18 protein-coding genes are annotated in these 23,095 nt (G+C 35.0%); 8 read left to right on the top strand and 10 right to left on the bottom strand.

Annotated features, from left to right (window positions below):
• Positions 1 to 45: 45 nt before the first annotated feature.
• Together ABWU72_RS06620 and ABWU72_RS06615 are read left to right on the top strand one after the other, a co-directional pair.
• Positions 46 to 759, top strand: a complete 714-nt coding sequence (locus ABWU72_RS06620; protein WP_174515662.1) for a hypothetical protein — start codon at positions 46 to 48, stop codon at positions 757 to 759.
• A gap of 63 nt (positions 760 to 822) precedes the next feature.
• The gene (locus ABWU72_RS06615; protein WP_353283991.1) at positions 823 to 2,898 is read left to right on the top strand and encodes an acetyl-CoA carboxylase biotin carboxylase subunit; all 2,076 of its coding nucleotides are present in this window, start codon (positions 823 to 825) and stop codon (positions 2,896 to 2,898) included.
• On the opposite strand, the gene ABWU72_RS06610 is transcribed toward ABWU72_RS06615, so the two are convergent.
• The 6 genes from ABWU72_RS06610 to ABWU72_RS06585 are packed head-to-tail and all read right to left on the bottom strand — an operon-like array spanning position 2,847 to position 7,672.
• Positions 2,847 to 4,121 carry a COX15/CtaA family protein gene (locus ABWU72_RS06610; protein WP_231115865.1) on the bottom strand — a complete coding sequence of 425 codons (1,275 nt, stop codon included), beginning with the start codon at positions 4,119 to 4,121 and terminating at the stop codon, positions 2,847 to 2,849. The genes ABWU72_RS06615 and ABWU72_RS06610 overlap by 52 nt on opposite strands.
• The gene (locus tag ABWU72_RS06605) at positions 4,079 to 5,677 is read right to left on the bottom strand and encodes a glycosyltransferase family 2 protein (protein WP_353284068.1); all 1,599 of its coding nucleotides are present in this window, start codon (positions 5,675 to 5,677) and stop codon (positions 4,079 to 4,081) included. The genes ABWU72_RS06610 and ABWU72_RS06605 overlap by 43 nt, the downstream gene beginning before the upstream one ends.
• Positions 5,678 to 5,691: 14 nt before the next feature.
• Complete coding sequence (locus tag ABWU72_RS06600; RefSeq protein WP_155968398.1) at positions 5,692 to 6,168, bottom strand: hypothetical protein; 477 nt, start codon at positions 6,166 to 6,168, stop codon at positions 5,692 to 5,694.
• A gap of 8 nt (positions 6,169 to 6,176) precedes the next feature.
• Positions 6,177 to 6,656, bottom strand: coding sequence for a hypothetical protein (locus ABWU72_RS06595; protein ID WP_065094794.1), 480 nt, complete (start codon positions 6,654 to 6,656; stop codon positions 6,177 to 6,179).
• A 3-nt stretch (positions 6,657 to 6,659) separates the two neighbouring features.
• Positions 6,660 to 6,887 carry a F0F1 ATP synthase subunit C gene (locus ABWU72_RS06590; RefSeq protein WP_006014985.1) on the bottom strand — a complete coding sequence of 76 codons (228 nt, stop codon included), beginning with the start codon at positions 6,885 to 6,887 and terminating at the stop codon, positions 6,660 to 6,662.
• Between the two features lie 59 nt (positions 6,888 to 6,946).
• Positions 6,947 to 7,672: a F0F1 ATP synthase subunit A gene (locus ABWU72_RS06585; protein ID WP_155968396.1), complete on the bottom strand. Its 726-nt coding sequence runs from the start codon at positions 7,670 to 7,672 to the stop codon at positions 6,947 to 6,949.
• 229 nt (positions 7,673 to 7,901) lie between these two features.
• On the opposite strand from ABWU72_RS06585, the gene ABWU72_RS06580 reads away from it, so the two are divergent.
• Positions 7,902 to 8,165, top strand: coding sequence for a hypothetical protein (locus tag ABWU72_RS06580; RefSeq protein WP_010962582.1), 264 nt, complete (start codon positions 7,902 to 7,904; stop codon positions 8,163 to 8,165).
• A 112-nt stretch (positions 8,166 to 8,277) separates the two neighbouring features.
• Positions 8,278 to 10,617, top strand: coding sequence for a phenylalanine--tRNA ligase subunit beta (gene pheT, locus ABWU72_RS06575; RefSeq protein ID WP_155968392.1), 2,340 nt, complete (start codon positions 8,278 to 8,280; stop codon positions 10,615 to 10,617).
• Here the strand turns inward: pheT and ABWU72_RS06570 are convergent.
• On the bottom strand, positions 10,608 to 13,217 hold the full coding sequence (locus ABWU72_RS06570) for a hypothetical protein (RefSeq protein ID WP_353284067.1): 2,610 nt from the start codon (positions 13,215 to 13,217) through the stop codon (positions 10,608 to 10,610). The two genes, pheT and ABWU72_RS06570, sit on opposite strands and share 10 nt — an antisense overlap.
• Positions 13,218 to 13,392: 175 nt before the next feature.
• Positions 13,393 to 16,773 (bottom strand): class I tRNA ligase family protein, encoded by a 3,381-nt coding sequence (locus ABWU72_RS06565; RefSeq protein WP_353283990.1) that lies wholly within the window; start codon positions 16,771 to 16,773, stop codon positions 13,393 to 13,395.
• A 176-nt stretch (positions 16,774 to 16,949) separates the two neighbouring features.
• On the opposite strand from ABWU72_RS06565, the gene ABWU72_RS06560 reads away from it, so the two are divergent.
• A complete protein-coding gene (locus ABWU72_RS06560) occupies positions 16,950 to 18,155 on the top strand; it encodes a peptide MFS transporter (protein ID WP_353283989.1) in 1,206 nt (401 codons plus the stop codon).
• 460 nt (positions 18,156 to 18,615) lie between these two features.
• On the top strand, positions 18,616 to 19,920 hold the full coding sequence (ltrA, locus tag ABWU72_RS06555; RefSeq protein WP_353283988.1) for a group II intron reverse transcriptase/maturase: 1,305 nt from the start codon (positions 18,616 to 18,618) through the stop codon (positions 19,918 to 19,920).
• Positions 19,921 to 20,325: 405 nt separating this feature from the next.
• On the opposite strand, the gene ABWU72_RS06550 is transcribed toward ltrA, so the two are convergent.
• On the bottom strand, positions 20,326 to 20,808 hold the full coding sequence (locus ABWU72_RS06550; RefSeq protein ID WP_231115908.1) for an IS630 family transposase: 483 nt from the start codon (positions 20,806 to 20,808) through the stop codon (positions 20,326 to 20,328).
• 28 nt (positions 20,809 to 20,836) lie between these two features.
• A complete protein-coding gene (locus ABWU72_RS06545) occupies positions 20,837 to 21,184 on the bottom strand; it encodes an IS630 transposase-related protein (protein ID WP_155968342.1) in 348 nt (115 codons plus the stop codon).
• 113 nt (positions 21,185 to 21,297) lie between these two features.
• Here ABWU72_RS06545 and ABWU72_RS06540 point away from each other — a divergent pair.
• Positions 21,298 to 22,130, top strand: a protein-coding gene (locus ABWU72_RS06540) for an IS5-like element ISWpi1 family transposase (protein ID WP_094189578.1) whose coding sequence is annotated in 2 segments (ribosomal slippage) — positions 21,298 to 21,667 and positions 21,667 to 22,130 — 834 coding nt in all. Because the reading frame shifts where the segments join, the coding sequence is not laid out codon by codon here.
• An 86-nt stretch (positions 22,131 to 22,216) separates the two neighbouring features.
• A protein-coding gene (locus ABWU72_RS06535; protein WP_094189578.1) for an IS5-like element ISWpi1 family transposase occupies positions 22,217 to 23,049 on the top strand; the annotation gives its coding sequence in 2 pieces (ribosomal slippage) (positions 22,217 to 22,586 and positions 22,586 to 23,049; 834 coding nt in all).
• The last annotated feature ends 46 nt before the right edge of the window (positions 23,050 to 23,095 follow it).

Raw genomic sequence — 23,095 nt, 5'->3', positions numbered from 1 at the left:
TTGTGTTGTATAATTTAGTATTGGTTGAATATAGCGAGGTGAGTTATGGATGGACTTGTAGATATAGCAAAATTGCTTTCAGATAATGAAGCTAATATCAATTGGCGTTACACCGGCCCTTTTGATAAAACAAAACAAAGAATTAGGGGAGATAATCTCCTGCATTTAGCTGCAAAAACAGGAAAGGTTGATAAGTTTTTATCTATTTTCAAGAAAAGTGTTGAAAGTAATGTTCATTTGTTAGAGTACAATAAAGATCATGAAAATCCATTTCATATAGCAGCAGAAGTGGGGATATTACCAAGTGTAGTAAAAGGAATATTCAAGCATTTGGAGTCTGAAAAAACTAACCCAAATTGTGATCCGGAAAAATTAGAAAATGTCAAGAATTATGTTAAAGAGGCATTGTGCAATAGATGTGCGCTAGATCAATCTAAAAAGACTCCTCTTGACTGGGTTAGTAAGACAGTCAAAAAAGAAATAAAAGAAATCGCAGGCATAAAAGACAGCTTTATATGTAACCAGAAGTTTCGCCTATGCTTATATATAGTAGGAGCGATAGCATGTATTGCTGCTTTATGTTTGTCTTTATACTTTTTATTTTTAGTTTCTCAGTCTCTTGCATTGGCTTCGATGGCTGGGATAATTTCTGGTGGGGCTGCGTATCTGTCAGGCAAAGTATTTAGTGAGATACATGACTTGCATGACGTAAGCACTCCAGTAGAAACTTTTAGTAATGCGGATCTTGCAAGGATATAACAAAAAATTGCAGGCAATGATATAGAAATTTACTTTCTCAAGCTAAGAAAGTATACTCATACGATGACGGAAAAGAAGTACAGTAAGATTTTAATAGCAAACAGAGGAGAGATTGCCTGCAGGATTATCAGGACTGCTCGTAGGATGGGTATATCTTGTGTATGCGTATATTCGGATGCGGATATAAATTCTGTGCATGCAAGGCAAGCAGATGAGTTAAGATATATCGGCCCTTCGCCTTCTTGCCTCAGTTATTTAAACATTGAAAAAATATGTGAAGTAGCAGTTGAAACAGGTGCTGAGGCGGTTCATCCTGGCTATGGTTTTTTAGCAGAAAATCCAGATTTTCCACGTGCTTTGCAGAAGCATAATATAGACTTCATCGGTCCCAGTGCAGAAACAATAGAAGTTACAGCCAACAAAATAACAGCAAAAGAAGCGGCAAAAAAAGCTGGAGTGAATGTAGTGCCAGGATATATGGGTAAGATTAGCAACGCTGCCCACGCAGCTCAAGTTGCTGAAGAAATTGGCTTTCCGGTTATGCTTAAAGCTGCATCAGGCGGTGGTGGCAAAGGAATGCGAATTGTAAACTCCAAAAAAGAAATTGAACTAGCATTTACATCAGCCACAAATGAAGCAGAGAAAAGTTTTAAGGATGGCAGTATCTTTATAGAGAAATATATAGAGTTGCCAAGACATATTGAAATACAAATCATAGCAGATAAATATGGCAATATAGTTTGTCTTGGAGAAAGAGAATGCTCGATACAAAGGAATAATCAGAAAATAATAGAAGAAACGCCAAGTCCATTCATTAGTGAAGAAGTAAGACAAAAAATGTATGCCCAATGTGTTTCTTTAGCAAAGCAAGTTGGCTATTTTTCAGCAGGTACTGTTGAGTTTGTTGTAGATAAAGACCAAAACTTCTATTTTCTTGAGGTAAATACGAGATTACAAGTTGAGCATCCAGTAACAGAATTTATAACTGGAATAGACATAGTAGAAGAAATGATTAGAACTTCCTGTGGAGAAAAATTAAGGTTCAGTCAGGATGATATTAAACTTACTGGTTCTGCAATAGAAAGTAGAATTTGCGCTGAAGACCCATCGAAGAAATTTTTCCCTTCCAGCGGAAGAATAAAATATTACGATAAACCGGGTGAAAATGATTATGTAAGAATAGATGATGGAGTTGCTGCAGGTTCAGAAATTAGCATGTTCTATGATTCGATGATTGCCAAAGTGATAACATATGGAAAAGATAGAGTAGAAGCGATCAGCAGAATGCAAAAAGCATTGTCTGAATGCTATATAGAAGGAGTAACAAATAATATAGAATTTCTAGAATCCATCTTCCATCACCCAAATTTTATCGCAGCAAAGCTCCATACGAGATTCATTCCAGATCATTACCCTAGTGGGTTTCACGGCGATTTTGTTACAGAGGAGTATATTAAAATATTTATTTTCACTGCGTTATATGTTCATTTGGAAAATGAAGAAAGGTACCATCATAAAGCAGTGAATGAAACATCTCAGGTGTCATTCCAGTGCGTGACACTGGAATCTAGTAAAAAAGAAGGGGCACCAGTATCAGCTACTCGGATGGCAGGTGACCGTGCAAGAGATTTATTCATAGTGAATATAAATGACAATGAGTACTCCGTAAATGCAAAATACCAAGATAATATATTAATAACAGTATATAATCACAATAAATACTCCGTTATAGGCAAGTGGAAATCAAGTTATAGATTGCTATATATCACAATTAATGACGATACCAATATAGCACTTAAAATAGAAAGACAAGGCAGCAAGTACTTCATAAGACATGCAGGTATGAAAGCTGAGTGTTGTATATTAAAACCTCATGTAGCTGAATTAAGTAAGTTAATGCTAAATAATGAAACAGAAGGGATTTCAGCAGATGCTGTAAAATCCCCAATATCTGGTTTATTAGTTAAATTACACGTAAATGTAGGAGATCAGGTGGAAATAGGACAACCTTTATTTGTGGTGGAGGCAATGAAAATGGAAAATATCATATGTGCTGAAGCAGCAATGGTGATAAAAAATATTCCCGTTCAAGAAGGAAAAAATGTGCAGATCGGTGATGTAGTCTGCTTTCTTAAATAACACAAGAAGTACAAACTTGACCCAAATAAGATAAATGAAAACACTTGATGAGCTATGGCAATGGCTATTGGTATGTGTAACAAAAGAGTAACCACTCCTAAAATTATCTGAATGATGATGGAGAGCAGCATAATATATACCGGTTTTACGCTAGCATTTTTTACTGTGAGTATTACTACCAAAGTTAGTATTAGCAATGCCAGTGCTCGATGTATAAATTGCACTGTCGCTCTGTTCTCAAAGATATTCAGCCATATAGGCTGTAAGAAAAATAAATCTTCTGGAACGACTTGTCCGTCCATTAGTGGAAAGGTATTGTAAATCAAACCAGCATTTAATCCCGCAACAAATGCGCCGAAAATTATTTGTATTACAATTAGAATCAGAATAAGTATTGTGTAATATATACTACTGTTAGTAGATTGAAATCCTGTCATCCGAGTAGCTGACACACAACTGTACGAACGCTTACTTTTGAAAATAAATTGCACAGCAAATGGTGTCATGAAAGTAGCTGACACTGGAATCCAGCTTTTACTATGCAGCCACTTATTTAAAGTTAAGTTTTCTGGATCCCAGTGTCTGGGCACTGGGATGACATCTTTCTTGGTGAAAATTACTCTTATACTGCAATGTTCGTATAGTTGTGTACGTAACACTGGGATCCATATTTGGTAATCAAAAAATTGATATGACAATAATGCAAAGATAATTAATGCTAATAATAAGTGAAGTGCAAGCCTATAGTGGCTAACATGAGGTTCAGTTACTAAACCACTTTTAACCATATACCAACCAGCAAAAGCTTGTAAAGCTCCAAATAATAATGCCACACATAGCTTTATTACTACCTTTTTAGATATTTTTCTTCTTAATATGAAATATATAAATGGCAGGACAAAAACTAAACCTGTTAGTCTTGCAACCAATCTGTGTACATATTCTATTAAGTATATAGCGCGAAACTCCTCCATACTAATACCATAGTTAAGTGCTTTATATTCAGGTGTAGCTTCGTATTTTAATTTTTCTTGTAGCCAGTCTTGTTCACTCAGTGGTGGTAATGTTCCAGTAATTGGTTTCCACTCCGTGATTGACAATCCTGCTTTTGAAAGTCTGGTAAATCCACCAATCCCTACCATGAGAATTACCATGACCGAGCAGAGAAAAAGCCAAATAGCTACAGGTTTTGCTTCCATAAACCATGCTGAGTTTTGTTCCATCGCTCAGGGTAAAGAATAAATTCCCATAAGGCAAGAAAAGCTGCAACACTATGTAGCAGACTATAGACCGGAAAAAATATCGATACTATATAAAAATAAAAAGGCATCTTTTGCTGTTTGACAGCTATTACCAAAAGAATCAGGTTAGTAACGTATACCACTACAAAGTAGTACAAAAATAATCCATTTAAAACTTTAGTTAATATCAATGAAAGCAGTAAAAATGGAGTAGTAAAAAATATAAAAGCTGCAGAGCCAACAAAAAGATTCAATAGCAAAATTCCCTTAAATCCAGTGTGTTTATAAAGAGACTTTATATTTTTTAAATGAACAATATAAGTTTGCATATAGCCTTTGATCCAGCGCGCTCTTTGCTTAATCCAAGCAAATACAGCAATTGGTGACTCTTCCAATGTTTCTGAGTCAATCATCCTGGTTTTATATCCCATTTGCGCAAGTCTCAAACCGAGGTCAGCATCTTCGGTAACACTATAAGCATCCCAGAAAAACATTTTTCTTAGAATTTTTACTGAAAAATGATTACTGCTACCACCCAAAGGCATTGGCATGTTCATTTTTTGGAATCCAGGCAATAAGTATTGAAACCAGTTCATATACTCCAGAGAAAAGGATTTTGTGAGAAAATTACAATCACAATTATAGTAATTTAATTTCGCCTGTACACAGGCTAACTTATCGTCGCCCTTATTAAATTCAATCAGTGCTTTTTTTAACTGCAATGGGTCTGGTTTATCGTCCGCATCATATATTACTGCATACTTTCCTCTAGCAAAGCTCATAGCATAATTGCATGACTTGGCTTTTGTTCTAGGCAAAGAATAAGGCACTTTTATTACTTCAAAATACTGCGGTAAAGTGTACTTTTCTATAGCTGCTAGCGTTTCTTGGTCATCACTTTCTACCTGAAGCTTCACATCTAATTTTGATTTTGGATAATCCAAACTTTCAATGCTTTCAACCAATTGCTCTATCACTGCACTTTCTTTAAAAGCAGGCAATAAAATAGTATATATAGGAAAATCTTCTTCATTCAGCTTACTATAATCCACTTTTTGGTTGGAGGTTTCACATAAGTTAAAAATTGTAGCTATAAACTTGAATAAATAACTAGAACATCCGATTATAAATATCAACATCAAAGCAAAATATGTATATTTCTCTGTTAGTGTTAAAATTGAAGTTACAATAAAGAAAGAAGCAAAAAATATTGAGCTTAGTTTAATGCTTTTAGCTGAAAAATTAGAATTCTTGTAATATAAGTAGTTGCTTGCAAATTCTGAAATACCAAAGTGCGAGTTAAGAAGATTTAAAATCTGTTCGCTATCCACTTTTATTAATACATAGTCAATACCGTAATGAGCTTCGACCCAACGGTTGATATCTCGGCTTGTGTCTTCAACCATAAAAAAAGTAGTATTATTTAATTTTTGCCAAGGAATTATATTAAATTTATAGTAAAAAAGTTTCTCTGGCTCTTTGCACAAACTAGAATCAAACTTAATTTTTTCTACATTATCAGCTTGAAGTATAGGCAATTGTTGCATTGAACCTAATGCAATTTTTTATTTAAGTCACGTGAAAATGAAGATATGACCTCGCTACTACGCTTATCATCTTTACGTTCATGCATTATTTTTTTTACAGCATCAGCAGCTACATTCGCTGTGTTAGCCTGTAAATCTCCAAGAGCTTTTTCAACTTGGTCAGTGACTTTCTTCAAGTTAGAATGGGCATTGTCATCTAATGTCTGATCTAGCTGCTGTCTATTGTGCTTAATGATACTATTAGCTTTATCAAGTGCTTCATTCATCATTTTATTAACTTCTGCATCTAATTCTTTGTATTTTTTAGAAGATTTTTTGTAATACTCCAACATATCTTTCCTGAATTTTTCAGTTTCTTCACTTGAAAATTTGCTTTTGTTACGCTTATTGTTAAGCGCATTTTTTATCACTTTCTTTAGCAATTTATACGAAAGGACAAAACTTACCAAGAAGGCAAGACCGATAATCAGTGATGTAGACATAAAAACCCCTAAAATTCTTTGGACACCAAGTCAGCAATAAATTCCTCTTCAATTTCAGAATTAGTCAATTTAGTATAATAAATTAAAGCAATACTAGTAGCCATTTGTTTTAACTGATCAGTATATTCAGATTTAAATTCTGCCACTTTTTTTTCAATAAGCTTGCTCTTTTTTTTATCTTCCTCTTCTAATATATTCTTAACATTAGCTCTCATTTCTTCTACCTGAGCAAGTGCATCATCTATGATTTTTTTTGCCTGTATTCTAGCTTGGTTTAAAGCGGCATTATACTTGGCAACCTGATCTTCCGTGAGTCTTAAAAGATGAACAGAACTATTAAAAGAATCCAATACTTCTTTACTTCTAGTGCTTATTATTTCATCTAACTTTGGCAAAAATAAACAACTTACTACGAAAAAAAGTGAAGAGAAAAAAATTAAAAACCAAAAAACTTGAGAAAAGAAGGTTGAAACATCAAGCTGTGGCATCTGTTAAGCAGCAAATATTAATAACATTGCAAGTACAAACGCAAGCAATCCCATGATTTCAACCATGGCAGCACCAATATAAACATAACTTTTCATTTTACCTTCTGATTCAGGGTTTCTCGCAATCCCATTTAACATAGCAGAGAAGATATTAGCTATACCTAAACCAGCACCGAGCATTCCAAACACAGCTAAACCAATTGCTATAAATTTTAAAGCTACTAAATCCATATATTACCTTTAATTATTTCTTTATAATATAATTGTAAAATATTCTACAAGGAAGTCAATTACTTTACTGCATCTGACAAATATACACATGTTAATATAGTAAATATATAAGCTTGTAAAATTGCAACAAATACTTCAAATCCTATCAATGCAATTATGAACAAAAACGGCGCAGGAGTGAAAAATATGTTCATATTTACAATAAACCCTGCTATCACTTTGATGATTGTATGACCAGCAATCATATTTGCTGCAAGCCTTATTGATAGGCTAACCGGCCTTACTAAATAAGCAAACAACTTAATAATAATTATTATAGGTGCAAGCCACGAAGGAGTTCCTTTTGGTAGCAATATGCGTAAAAATTCTACTCCCCTTTCTTTAAATCCAACAATCGTTATATAAATAAAAACCACCATCGATAAAGCGAAGGTGACTATCACATGACTTGTGACCGTGAAACTATAAGGAAGAACACCAACTAAATTACACGATAAAATGAAAATAAACACTGTAAATATCAATGGAATGTGCTGCAAGCCTTTGCTTCCAGTGTTATTTTCTATTATTGAAATAACAAAATCATATACATACTCAACTGCAGCTTGCAAATATCCTGGTATTACTGCCCCCTTCTTTATTCCAAAAAGCAAAAAGAGTATCACCAATATCACCGAAATCATCGTGAAAAGAGATGAATTGGTAAAGCTTACGTCATACCCAAATAACCTAGGTAACTCTATTACCGTATATACTTTAAACTGTTCCAGCGGATTTAATGCCATTTTAATCTGAATTATAAACAGTAAATAAAGTATGAATTTTATAGGACAAAGTCAAGAATTAAGATAAGGCTCTGTATTATTATAACATTAACATATTAACAAAATATGTAATTAGAATGTTAATTACAGTCAGCTCTGTATTTTAAAATTTACTAATCTTGTTAAATTATTCAATATCTTGACTTAATATCTTATTTTGATTATAATTTAATTTTTAGTGAGGTATATAATGAACGAAATAGATTTTATTAACACTAATCATCCTTTAAATTTGGAGCAGGAATTTGGTAACGGATACATCGAATCAGTAGATTGTTTCCTTGACGAAGATACTCGCGATTATTACATAGGACTCAACAATGCAATAATACACTTCTTTTTTGATGGTAACATTGATGAGGATGCCTGGGATTATGAAAGTCTTAAATTCTTTCTGGAGATAGATTTAAAAGGTGATATAGAAAAAATTCTTTCTCTTCGCAAGAAGATATAAAGTTACAAAAGCTTCTACATCATAAACAATGATGTAGAAGTATTCCACTACAACAAGCTTTAAAAGCACTACATTTTATATTACAATAACTTTTTCACTTCTTTTTAGGTCCATGAAATTCACATTATCTTGGTTATTAGAACACTTAGAAACCAATGCTAGTTTAGAAGAAATTACCGATAAATTAACTCACATAGGGTTAGAAGTAGAAGATGTGATCGATAATTCCAGATTGACTGGGTTTATTGTTGCAGAGGTATTAGAAGTCGTACCTCATCCAAATGCTGATAAATTAAAATTATGTAAAGTAAATGATGGAAGTAAAATTCTACAAATAGTCTGTGGAGCAAACAATGTTAGAGAAGGTATGAAAACTGTACTTGCATCTCTTGGTAGCACGTTGCCAGAAAGTGATCTCACAATTAAGTCCACAAAAATACGAGGAATGCTAAGTGAAGGGATGCTCTGCTCTGCTTCTGAACTTGCGCTGGTTCAAGAGGAAAGTGAAGGAATAATCGAGCTTTCCGATGATTATAAAGTAGGGGATAAATTTTTCAATTGTGACCCTGTAATTGATATAAATGTTACTCCAAACCGTGGAGATTGCTTAGGCATTTATGGAATAGCTCGCGACCTTGCTGCAACTGGAATTGGGACATTAAAGACTTTAAGCATTCCACAACTTACCAGCTCCATAAATTCACCAATCGATGTTGAAGTTACTGACGGGGAAAGTTTTATTAGTGGAATATACATCGCCAATGTAAAAAATCAAGAAAGCCCAAAATGGTTAAAAGATAGGCTGGAATCGATAGGAATGCGCTCCATTTCTGCAATAGTTGATATCACGAACTATATTATGATATCTTTCAGCCGCCCAATGCACGCGTATGATGCAAAAAAAATAGAAGGAGAGCTCACAGTACGCAAAGCAAACGACGGAGAAAAATTTGCTGGTTTGAACGGTAAAGAATACTTATTAAACAAAGACATAAGCGTTATTGCAGGTGATAAAAATATTCATGGAATTGCTGGAATTATAGGTGGTAAGTGCAGTGAATGTACTCTTGAAACTACTGATATCTTTTTAGAGTCTGCTTGGTTCGATCCCATCTCTATTACTAAATCTTCAAGGCAGCTCGGCATCTCCACAGACGCTAGTTACAGATTTGCACGTTCAGTTGATCCTGAATTTACTTTTGATGGACTCAACCTTGCAGCTAAAATGATTCTGGACTTATGTGGTGGAGAAACCTCAAGCGTAGTGTCTGCTGGCAGTTTAGATAGTGCTGACACCAAGGTGAGCTTTGATTATCAGGATGTGAACAAGTTTGGAAGTGTGTCTGTATCGCCTGATGAGGTGCTTGATATCTTAACGAAACTAGGGTTTAGTATTGATAAAAAAACCGAAGGCAATTGGAATGTACAAGTACCAAGCTGGAGACCGGACGTGACAATACCGGCTGACCTAATCGAAGAAGTAACAAGGATATACGGCTATGACAAAATAAAAGAAGAACCACTACCAAATAATGTTGAAGAAGTAGATAGTACATACGACAATTTGCGTATTTTGATGACAAACAGAGGGTTTCATGAAGTGCTAACCTGGTCGTTTATGAGTGAATCAACAGCTGAAAAATTTGGTTACTCGAATAAGTTATTTATCATCGATAATCCGTTTAACAATAGCTTTAATATAATGAGACCAAGTATTATGCCAAATTTATTGCAAGTTACTGCTGATAATATTGCCCATGGAATATCTGATCTTGCAATCTTCGAAATCGGGCCGATTTACGATGGTGAAGCTCAGTCTAAGTATGTTTTAAGTGGAATTAGGTCAGGAAATAATTTACCGCGAAACCATTATAATACTGATAGGAAAGTAGATGTTTTTGACGCAAAGGCTGATTGCATAGCAGCTTTGGAGTTTTTTAACGTTAATTGTGATAATTTAACGATAGAGAAAGCAGAAAAAGAACATTACCACCCAGGAAAGTCAGGCACTCTCTCTTTTAAGAATAAAGTAGCAGGTTATTTTGGAGAGTTGCATCCTAATATATTAGATCTTTTTGATATCAAGCAAAAAGTTGTAGGTTTTGAGGTAATACTAGAAAATATTGAAAATTTACCTGTAAGTAGAAAGAAATTTATCGATTATAAATACCAAAGTGTAAAACGTGATTTTGCATTTATAGTAAATAAGGATGTGGAAGTAGGTAACATAATCAATGTGATAAAAAAAAGCTCAGAGCTCATCACAGAAGTTTTGATATTCGATGTATACCATGGAAATAATATAGAACCGAATAAGATGTCTATAGCGTTGTCAGTTACTTTTTGCTCTCCAATCCACACTTTAACTGAAAAAGAGATCCAAAAAGAATCAAGTGCTATAGTTAATTTAGTATGTGAAAATACCGGAGGAACTTTGAGAACTTATCGTTGAGTCACAATCATAGTTTCCTGCCGTTGCTGTGTCACACTTACTTCATCCAATTTATTTCCAATATTGAATTCAATATCCTTGAAAAATCTATCCCACATTCCATGCAAATGCTCTTCTATTTTAGGCCACACATCATTTTTAAATGTTACCCCATCATCAGAAAATAAATTACCTAAAAAGGCTCCAATACCTTCATAATTTGACTGAAAACATTGAAGAAATGTCTCTCCTTCTTTATAAGTATTATGTGCCACATTTAACGCTTTTCTCTCTGTAGTCTCTTTATAAGCATTTGATGCTCCAATCTTTATTGCACCAAACATAACTTTACTCCAGTTCTTAACTTTCTGTATACAACCTTCACTATTTCCTGGTATATTATTTATTATATTTTTTGTCAAATTGTCTATCAAAGGAGACAATAAATTTTGACTAAAATGTTTGATATTATCTTTTGTTTTAATTACAGGATATTTGATGCTTTTTTCTGCTAAACAGTACTCCAGTTCTGCTCTTTCTAATAACTTCTTGATTTCTTTTTCATCAAAAGTTTCAAGCTTGAATACCTTCAGTAAATCATCTTCTATTACTGCAAATTTTATTTTTTCACGAGACGTTAGTTCTTCTTTATAATCATTTTTTGTTTCTTCATTTATCAATAATTCTTTTTTGCCTAATTCTAACTGTTTTAATGCTTTCAGAATTTCTTCATTCCTTTTTAAGAGCACTTCTATTGATCTTGTACCCGGATGCCCTTTTTCCCTGTTATTTTGTTCAGCTTGTAAACGCTTATTTTGATCTTTGAGTGTTTGTTCTAATGTAGATTTTTCTAAATGTCCTTCATCTTGCACGCGAAAAGCTTCAATTATTTCTGCTAGACCTGATTCACCATATTTTCTTAATTTCTTGCATAAACGTAAAACACCCTTTTTTTGTTCTCGAAGTAACCTTTGCACTTTATATTTTTTTATTTCTAAATACATCTTTTCTATAAAGTCATTTATTTTAGCTGAAGCTTCCTTATCCGATGGAACCTTTACTTTTTTTTCTAAATCTTCAAGCTGCTTCCTTAGGCTTTGCTTCTCCTTATCCGGTATATCTGATTGACTTAACTTACCTTGAACTTTTTTCATTACTGATTTTATCAGCCTGCGCTCAATCTCTTGATCATCATATTCGAATTTAAAAAGGTCTTCTAACCCCCTTTTTAAGGTGTCATTTGTTAAGCTACTGTTTTCATGTATTTCTTTTAATTTCTTATATATATTGTTACACCTTGTTTGACCTATTCCTCTTAAACGTTCAATTTCTTCTTTCGCATTACCTAAGGCTTTCTCTGTTGCTTGGAGATGCTTATTTTTATAAATATCAATTACTGTCCTTTTAACTATTTCGCCTTCCTTTATAAGCTTTTTCCATTCCGCCTCATGTACAGAAAATTCATCATCTTTTGAGTCTTCTACTTCCATTCCTGCGTTTTTCAAATCTTCTATTATAATCTCTTTTCTACTTGGTAATTCCTTACCTTGGCTCTCTAATTCCTGTCTCACTAAAGAATTTTTTATCTCATCTTCCAGCGAAAAATCTTCTCCCCGTCTATCTCGCTGAAACTTAATTGCTTGTATAAAGGCAACTTGATAAGCACTTTGTATTAAGTGACTTGTCAAATTAGGACCTATACTATCTACCACTTTCGACTTGAATTCGTTCAATAATTCCTTCAATTTATCATATGTAATCTCTTTCTTTTCTAGCTTTATCAGTTCTTCCATAGTCTTCGCAAATTCCTGAATAGAAGTTGCAAGCACATCCTTGATTTCATTGCGTAAGGGCTTAAGACCATTTTTTAAATTGATGTTAGTTGACAATTTCAGTACGATGCTATGCTCTGAATCCCGCGTCACATCAAACCACTTGTTATTTTCATTTTCATACAAATCTCTAAGCAATCGTTTAAATTGCGGTGGAAATTCTATTTCCATATCCCACGCAATATTTGGTCCAGTAACTTCCTTTTCATGAAAAGACACCTCAATATTTTGATGCTTATTAGAATACCGCCCCATACTTATTTTAAGAGCAGTAACTAAAGAGTGAGATAAATCTCTATTTAAAAGATAAAAAGTAGCCAAAGCAATTGTTGCAGGAACAACTAAGGCTACAAGTACAGCCATATTAACAAAAATTGCTATTGCAGCAAGAACACCATATGCCAATCTTTTTGGCACGCCAGTTTCACTCTTTTTTGTCTTATCTTCCCCTACACTGTCTTGTGTCTTGCTGTTTGCTTGAAATCTACTGCATACGACTAATCCCAGTGCAGTAAAAGCAATATAAGGAAGCATTAAAACTGACAGAGCTAAATTTAATATTTTCTTTTCTGGGCAAGTTCTATTTATTTCCTTAAATATTTCGCTTGATATATTATACCAGGAAGTAAAAAAATCAGAGTTATAATCTTTATAATGAAATATACTGAGTGGAACGTTAAAATTAGCTAACGGCTCTTGTTCTTCCACAGCATCAAAAAATTCTTCTTCCTCTTCTGAAGTAGCAAGACCTAAATCATTCCCTTCTTCTACATTAGAAACAGCTTCCATAGCATCAAAAGACTCTTCCTCTTCCAAAGTAACATTGGAAATAGATTCTACTTTACCTAAATCATCACTATTGTTATTTAAGTCAACAACTTTCTTACAATCTACAACAGCATACATACCATAACCTTACCTCAAGTAACCTAAGTATAGCATAAACAATGACAACTTTCAACTACTAATAATTTAACCTAATACCAACTATCAAATTTTGGTACTCCTTAAAATAAAAGTTAGTTCCAATTTCTGTATTAATGTCCAAAGATAAGGTAAGGGTCTGCTCTTTTATATATTCAATCCACGTATTTATTGCTTCCTTAATTTTCTCATCTTCTGTTTTGATTATTACTCTGATTCTATCTGATATATGAAAATCAGCTTGTTTTCTGGTTTCTTGAATGAGCCTCACGACATCTCTCGCTAACCCTTCTAGAATTAATTCATCATTTAGTTCAGTATTTAGAATGACAACTCCTTTGTTGTTATCAAACACAGCAGAATATCCACTATTTGCTTTTAACAATAGTTCATATTCGCCTTTTTCTATGATGTAATTTTCTGACTCATTACCTAAAAAAACTTGCTCATTTTCAACTTGCTTCCATTTTCCCTCTTTGACATATTGAACTAGTTTCTTAATTTTATCTGGTATTCTCTTTCCAAGCAGGGGAAAACTTAGCTTTAACTCTAGTGATGCAATATCTTCAAGTCTGTTTACTAACTCCAGTTTTTTTACATTTACCTCATCTTTTATCATCTCTTGATATTCATTCATGCTTGGTGTCATTCCAGCACTTTTTTCTTTCTGGATCCCAGTGTCAGCTACTCGGATGACAGGAGAGAACTCTGGGATAACAGGAGAGAACTCTGGGATGACAGAAAGCGGTTCACCTTCAAGAAAACTACAGGAAGACTGATGATAAATGATCATACTGCCAAGCGGCTGTCTGATACGTATGTTAAAAGTGTTTCTAATAGAGAGTGCAGAGTTACATATCTCTCTCACTAGATCCATTTTGGCAATGAGTTGACTATCAAACTTCTCTAATTGTGGAAAATTAGCCAAATGAACAGATGTTTCTTCATACTTAAGCCCTTGCCATATATTCTCTGTTATAAGTGGCAACAAAGGAGCTGCAGCTCTTAGTATGTAATAAAAAACCGTATATAGAACATTATAAGCATCAGTTTTATCCTGATCCAAATCACTTTTCCAAAAACGCTCGCGACTGCGACGAATATACCAATTATTTAGCACTTCAAAAAAGTTCATTAAAATTTTGCAAGCCTCTTGGGAGTTATAGTTGTTCATAGAAGCTTGGATACCTTCTACAGCTTCAAAACACTTGGAAATCATGTAACGATCAATAGTGCTTTGATAATCCTTACAAACTTCAGCTTTAATCCCATCTGCATTTGCATACATGGTAAAAAAGTGATAGCTATTCCAAATAGGTTTTATTACGTTTTTCAGAACATCTCGTATTGAGTTTCCTTCTTTATCGAGTAGCAAATTACCACCACAAACAATAGATCCAGAAAGCATAAGAAAACGCAGTGCATCAGAACCGTATCTATCAAAAACCTCCATTGGATCTGCATAGTTATTCAAACGTTTGGACAATTTTTGCCCTTTTACATCCAAAACAACACCGTGGCATATGCAGTTCTTAAATGGTTCCCTATCAAACAAAGCAGTAGACAATACAAAGAGCGTATAAAACCACCCCCTGGTTTGTGCTATGTACTCGGTAATAAAATCCGCAGATTCAAACCACTCCTTATTTTCAAACGGATAGTGGATTTGCGCAAATGGCATCGAGCCAGATTCAAACCAGCAGTCAAACACGTCAGGTACACGGCGCATAACTGATTTTCCTATTGGGTCATCAGGATTTGGTCTTGTTAAAGTATCGATAAATGGTCTGTGCAAGTCGTCTATTTTAACATTAAAATCTCTCTCCAGTTCTTCTATTGAACCATATACATCTACTCTTGGATATCTCGCATCGTCTGATTTCCATACAGGGATTGGTGTACCCCAGAATCGATTGCGTGAAATTGACCAGTCGTGTGCCCCTTCAAGCCATTTTCCAAATTGACCATCTCTAATGTGGTTTGGTATCCAATTAACTCTCTTATTTAGCTCTACCATTCTGCTTTTGAATTTTGTAACAGCAACATACCAAGAAGGCATAGTGCGATAGATCAAAGGAGTGTCAGTTCTCCAGCAGTGTGGATAATTGTGAATATATTGTTCAGTTTTAAACCAATTCCCTTGCTCTTTTAATTTTTTTATTACTGTATCATTGGTATCAAAAACATGAACCCCTGCCAAATCTGAAATTTCAGCAGTAAATTTTCCACTGTTATCAATTGGACAAATAACTGGAATATCATGGCTTTGGCAAAGGTAAAAATCTTCCTCACCAAATCCAGGAGCAGTATGCACAACGCCAGTACCGTCTTCTTCCGTCACATAATCAGCAATAAAAACGCGAAATGCATTTTTTGTGTCTTTAAAATAGTCAAACAGTGGTTTGTAAGAAAGACCTGCAAGATCATTCGCTTTAAGTTTTATATTGCAGTTTTCATATGGAATATTGTTTTGTTCAGAGTGGCTGATAAATTTCTCTAAGTAGCTTTCAGCAAAAATGTATATTTCACCATCCATTGAACTTCCTTCACTACTCCCTGTCATCCCAGTGCCCAGACACTGGGATCCAGAAATAGATTCCAGCGTCACGCGCTGGAATGACATCAAAGGGTGGACTGACACTGCACAATACTTAATATCTTTTCCTATTGCTAAAGCCAAGTTGCTCGGCAACGTCCAAGGAGTTGTAGTCCAAGCAAGTAATTTACACTTTCGTTTAACACTTTTAAATTGCTGTGGGTTTTCTAAAAGCTCAAATGCAACAGTTACAGCTTTGCTAACTTTTTCTCTATACGCGTTATCAAGCCTTGTTTCGAAATTAGATAATGGAGTTTCGCATGCCCAGCTATATGGTACAACGCGCACTGATTCATACACCAGACCCTTATCATAAAGCTGCTTGAATGCCCACATGACCGACTCCATGAATGATTTATCCATAGTCTTATAGTCATTGTGAAAGTCTACCCACCTTGCTTGCCTATTTACATACTTCTCCCACTCTGATGAAAATTTCATCACAGAAGTACGGCAATGATCGTTAAATTTATCTATACCAAACTTCTCTATCTCAGTTCTACCAGATATTCCAAGTTCTTTTTCTGCACCCATCTCAGCCGGCAATCCATGGCAATCCCAGCCAAATCTACGTTCAACCCTTTTTTGAAGCATAGTTTGATATCTTGCAAATGCGTCTTTGATGAAACCAGTGAGTAAATGTCCATAATGCGGAAGTCCATTTGCAAACGGAGGCCCATCGTAAAAGACAAAACAATTATCCTTGGAACGTTCTTCAACTGACCGCTCAAAAACTTTGTTTTCCTGCCAAAATTTTATGATTTCCTTTTCTAACGATAAAAAATCAGGACTACTTACTGTATCAGGATAATGCTTTGACTTCATGTTCGCTATGTAAAACTAAAGAATATAGGGCTTTCTGAAAAATTACAAATTCAAAAATATTTCCGTAGCTCACACCCCAACAAACTATTCTGCCGAGCTTCCAATACCTTTTTTTAAGTTTTACTTGCAGTTTTTATTGTTTTACTTAACATTAACCCAAGCTTTAGGGGTATTTTATGGATCAGAAGACAGATAAGTTTCCACAATTTTTAAAAATGTTGTGCTTTGTTGAAATGTGGGAACGTTTCTCTTACTATGGAATGAGGGCACTTTTGGTCCTATTTTTGACTTCTCACTTAGGTTTCACTGATGAGAGGGCCTTTACTATTTACTCATTATTTGCTGCAACAGGTTATGCTATACCAATACTTGGAGGTTTTTTAGCTGATAAGTTGATGGGATTCCGCAACATGGTGTTGCTTGGAGGGATAGTGATGATAGCAGGTCATGCTTGCATGTCATTGGTTAAGTTTGAACCAGGTTTATTATATTTAGGTTTATCTCTAATAGCCATAGGTACTGGTATGTTTAAAGGGAACGTAACTAACTTACTTAGTTCATGCTATGGCAAAGACGATCCTGAACGTAGCAGAGGCTTTACTTTATTTTACGTAGGTGTGAATATTGGAGCAATATTGGCTTCTATTTCATGTGGTTATGTAGCCCACTTGTTTGGCTGGCACTACGGCTTTGGTTTAGCTGGTATTGGGATGTCTATAGGGCTAATCTTTTTTCTCAAATTTCAGAATCTTTTAGGAGATAGCGGCCTTTCTCCTTATCCAGAGCTTATGAATAAGCGCATATTAGGGATTAAAATTTTTGGTATAGTATTGATAGGAAGCTTTCTGTCATCATCAATAATTGCTAAAATGCTTATACATAGTGAATTTTTTACTAATATGCTCATATTTATTGGAATAACAGCTCTGGGCATATTTATTTATATAATATCTAAATTATCAGCAGAACAAAGACGAAAATTAGTGGCATTATCTATTCTTGTGGTATTTTTCTTGTGTTTTTTTGCTTTAGAAATGCAGCTTGGCTCTTTGGTTAACTTATTCACCGAAAGAAACGTTATTAACAATGTATTAGGTATAACAATCCCAGCTTCAGTTTCTCAAGCCATAAATCCTTTGTCAATTATAATATTTGGCTTTCTTTTTGGAACATACATGAAGTTTAAGCAAAAATATGCAACTTCCATGTTTACCCTTGGCCTTCTGACAATGGCTATGTGTTTTTTCACACTGTACATAGGATGTTTAAACTCTAACATTGAAGGTAAAGTAGAATACTTATATTTAATAATTGCTATCTCCTTTATGGAACTGGGAGAATTATGTGTGCGCCAAGCAAAGTGCGTAAAGTCCAGTTGGTGAAAATCCAACCCAGGCAAAGCCTAGCCAGCAGGCTGGAACAAACCACTATGCTGCGTAAGGTAACGAGCGTAGTAAAGCTAGTGGAATGGACAACACAGGGTACAACGAAAGTGAAGGTATTGAGTCCCGAAATTCTCGATGTCATAGAGGTCGACACGTTGCATATAGTGGAAGACAGCAAGAAGGGTAACAATAGGGCAAGTTATCACTCACTCTATCGGGATCTGAGGCCGTATCACGTGTTGAGATGGAGTTTACGTAAACTTGGGAGATCCTTTGTATTCCTATTAAGGTACGTTGGAACAAGTCAACAAAGGCGAGTACTGACGGAAGATATAAAGGAAGTCGGACTGATTGATAGTACTCAGAGTGTGGGAAAGCCACATACAAGGGGAAGCGGTCAGCAATATAGTGACTGGTTTAGGAATTGCTATGCCAATACAACGGAGGTTGGAATAACGTGCAAAGAAAACTAAATCAGATAGCAGTAAGAGCCAGGCAAGATAAACGATTGAAATTTACATCGTTAATTCATCTGATAAACGCAGAGAATCTTGCTGAATGTTATAAAGAGCTAAAGCATAACAAAGCATGCGGTATAGACCAGGTGACAGTAGAAGCTTATGGAGAAAATCTTGAAGAGAAGCTCAACACTCTGGTGGATAGTATGAAAAGAAAGCGATATCAACCGCAACCAGTGAAAAGAGTATATATACCAAAAGCTGGAAGCAAAGAGAAACGCGGGCTTGGAGTACCGTCTACAGAAGATAAGTTAGTCCAGATAATGCTGAAGAAGATATTAGAAAATATTTATGAAGCTAACTTTCTGGATAACTCATATGGTTTTCGTCCTGGTAGAAGCTGTCATCAAGCGGTAAATGCACTAAATAAAGCAGTTATGTACAGACCAACTAACTATGTAGTAGAAGTTGATATCAAGAAATTCTTTGATAATGTCCAGCACAAATGGCTAATGAGATGCTTGAGAGAACGGATAACAGACCCAAACATACTGTGGTTAGTAAAACGATTTCTTAAGGCAGGAGTAGTCGAAGCAGGACATTATGAAGCAACTGAACTAGGCACACCTCAGGAGGGAATAGTAAGTCCTATACTAGCTAATATATACTTGCATTATGTGCTGGATTTGTGGTTTGAAAAGAAATTCAAGCTAAGATCTAAAGGTTATATGGAGCTAGTTAGGTATGCAGATGATCACCTGATTTGCTGCGAAAGAGAAAAAGATGCTAGAGAACTCTTAGAGTCACTGAAACAAAGGCTAGGAAAATTTGGACTGGAAATATCTGAAGACAAAACAAGAATAGTAAAGTTTGGCAAAAAGGAGTGGCAACAAGGAATAAGGGAGAAACGAAAAACGGAAAGTTTCAACTTTCTAGGATTCACCCATTATGGTACAAGGAGTCGTAAAGGTAGAGTAATGGTAGGTCATAAAACCTCGAAAGAAAATCTATCTAGAAAACTTAAAGAAATCAAAGAATGGGTGAAAAAGATCCGAAATAAAGTTCACCTTAAAGATTGGTGGTCAATACTTAAAGCAAAACTAACAGGACACTATAACTACTTCGGAGTTAGCGGAAATTACCGGTGGTTGAATAAATTCTTCTGGCGGGTAATCAAGCTAGCGTATAAATGGATAAACCGACGTAGTCAGAAGAAGAGTATGAATTCAAAGCAATTTATACACTATCTACAAGTTAATCCATTACCAAAACCAAGAATATGCTACTCATTATATACAAAATAGGAAATGCTGTGAATACTACATTGTGGAGCCGTGTGCGGGAAAGCTGCAAGCACGGTTCTGGTGGGGGAGTCATAGCGATAAAACTTAATCAGGAGGATTTAAAACTATGACTTCTACCAAACATTGCTCCATTAGTCCAAGAACAAGCAACTACACTAGCCCCCAAAAACCTTAGAGGAGTAGTGATGGGTATAGTAATGCTGTCATTAGCGTTTTCTAACCTAGCCGGAGTTGCAATATCAAAATTTATGTCAGTTCCTTCAGTAAATGGTAAAATAAATTATTTAGAATCTTTAGAAATATATAAAGAGGGTTTTTTAAAGGTGGGAATATTTAATTTAATGCTCGTTATTGTATTTTTATTCTTCTTCAATTTTATACATAAAGTTGTTACTATAGTATTTTCTAAAATGAATGATAAATTTCCATTATGGTATTACCAACCAAAAGTTGTAAGTCTGTATATTTATGCATTAAAGGTCTGAGGCGGCTTTTGATGGTATTCCAACAATGCTCTATAGGGTTCAAATCTGGTGAATATGTTGGTAGATAGAGCAAACGGCATCTAGCATTATCTATTAACTCCTTTGTTTTGGGAGTTTTATGGAATGTGGCATTGTCCATAACTATTGTAGTACCATGTGGCAATTTAGGTAATAACATCTTCTCTAACCATGTATTGAATACCTCTTTGTCACACCCACCTTTGAAAGTCATTGGTGCAATAAATCTCTTTCCAATCCACCCGCCTATTATACTGATTCTCTCTCGTTTTCTTCCTGGAATATCTGCATAAATTTTCTTTCCTATTGGAGCACGTCCATACTCTCGGTATAACCTATTATCAACTCCTGCTTCATCTATATATAAGATGCTGGAATGGTCTATTTTTGAGATTTTATCGGTAAATCGCTGCCTATCTTCTTGATTGCGCTCTTGATATAGTGTAACTTTTTTTTAAAGTAATTCTTAGCTGTTTCAGCCTATACCAAATTGAATTTATTCCAAATCCAAGATTTTGTTTCATCTCTGCCAGCGTATGATCTGGATTCTTTTTAACATATTCTTCGAGTATTTTTGGGTCTATTTTTCGAATAAAGCTGCCGTTTTTCGATGGCCTTAGGCTTTCACCAGCGGCTTTCTTTCTTAACCAGCGGTACAGAGTTGCTATTCCTATCTCCAAAAGCTCTGCCACCTCAACCTTTGACTTCCCTTTTTCTATCATCGATACTGCCCTTTCCCTTAAATCCACACTATACGCCATTATAACTCAAATAGCTTATTATACCTTTATCATTTACTTTGGGAAGTACTATAAGAGGTTGTCCGGAAACAAGTAAAAGGCTATAATATCTGAAATTTTAGTACGGGGTAAAGATGAGAAAAAAGTATCCAACAGATCTAAGCGAAAGGGAATGGGCAAGAATAGAAAAACACTTCAGAGTATCATACAAGAAAGGAGGAAGGCCGCCAAAGTATAGCAAAAGAGAAATATTAGAAGCAATTTTCTATGTATTGCGTACAGGGTGTCAATGGCGGTATTTACCAAATGATTTTCCGCTATGGAAGACTGTGTATGAGCAGTTCAGGCAATGGAAGAAGCAGGGAATTTTTGAGAAAATGAATTATGAAATTACAAAATATAGTAGAAGAAAAATAGGAAGGAATGAGCAGCCGAGTGCCTGTATAGTAGATAGTCAATCTGTAAAGACTACAGAAAAGGGGGGATCAAAGGCTATGATGGAAGTAAAAAAGTAAAGGGTAGAAAAAGGCATATAATTACAGACACTCAGGGTTTTATACTAGGTTGTTACGTAGGCGCTGCTAACGAAAATGATAGAGATGGTATTAAAATAGCATTAAACAATATGAGAACAAAATATACTAAAGTTAAAAAAATGTGGGCTGACATGGGATACCAAGGAAGAAATTTAAAGAATCACATAAAGGAAGAATATGACATAGATATTGAAATTGTTAAAAGGCCTCCATGTAGATTTTGGGTGCACAAAGATACGCCACCTGAGCTACTACCAACAAGAGAACAAGGGTTTAAAGTACAGCCAAGAAGATGGGTTGTAGAAAGGACTTTTGCTTGGGTTAATAGGAATAGAAGGCTATCGAAGGAGTATGATTTACTCACAACATCCACTGAGAATTTCATATACCTAGCTATGAGTAGGGTTATGTTAAAGAGGGAATATGCTTGAATTTACTAGTTTCCGGACAACCTCTAAGAGGTTGTCCGGAAACTAGTAAAAGGCTATAATATCTGAAATTTTAGTACGGGGTAAAGATGAGAAAAAAGTATCCAACAGATCTAAGCGAAAGGGAATGGGCAAGAATAGAAAAACACTTCAGAGTATCATACAAGAAAGGAGGAAGGCCGCCAAAGTATAGCAAAAGAGAAATATTAGAAGCAATTTTCTATGTATTGCGTACAGGGTGTCAATGGCGGTATTTACCAAATGATTTTCCGCTATGGAAGACTGTGTATGAGCAGTTCAGGCAATGGAAGAAGCAGGGAATTTTTGAGAAAATGAATTATGAAATTACAAAATATAGTAGAAGAAAAATAGGAAGGAATGAGCAGCCGAGTGCCTGTATAGTAGATAGTCAATCTGTAAAGACTACAGAAAAGGGGGGATCAAAGGCTATGATGGAAGTAAAAAAGTAAAGGGTAGAAAAAGGCATATAATTACAGACACTCAGGGTTTTATACTAGGTTGTTACGTAGGCGCTGCTAACGAAAATGATAGAGATGGTATTAAAATAGCATTAAACAATATGAGAACAAAATATACTAAAGTTAAAAAAATGTGGGCTGACATGGGATACCAAGGAAGAAATTTAAAGAATCACATAAAGGAAGAATATGACATAGATATTGAAATTGTTAAAAGGCCTCCATGTAGATTTTGGGTGCACAAAGATACGCCACCTGAGCTACTACCAACAAGAGAACAAGGGTTTAAAGTACAGCCAAGAAGATGGGTTGTAGAAAGGACTTTTGCTTGGGTTAATAGGAATAGAAGGCTATCGAAGGAGTATGATTTACTCACAACATCCACTGAGAATTTCATATACCTAGCTATGAGTAGGGTTATGTTAAAGAGGGAATATGCTTGAATTTACTAGTTTCCGGACAACCTCTAACTCATCTTGTACAAAAAAT

Origin of the sequence: Wolbachia endosymbiont (group A) of Lypha dubia, assembly GCF_964028575.1 — a bacterium.
Taxonomy (GTDB): Bacteria; Pseudomonadota; Alphaproteobacteria; order Rickettsiales; family Anaplasmataceae; genus Wolbachia; species Wolbachia pipientis.
Note: the sequence above shows the minus strand (reverse complement) of the source record. Positions and strands in the feature narration are given on the sequence as shown.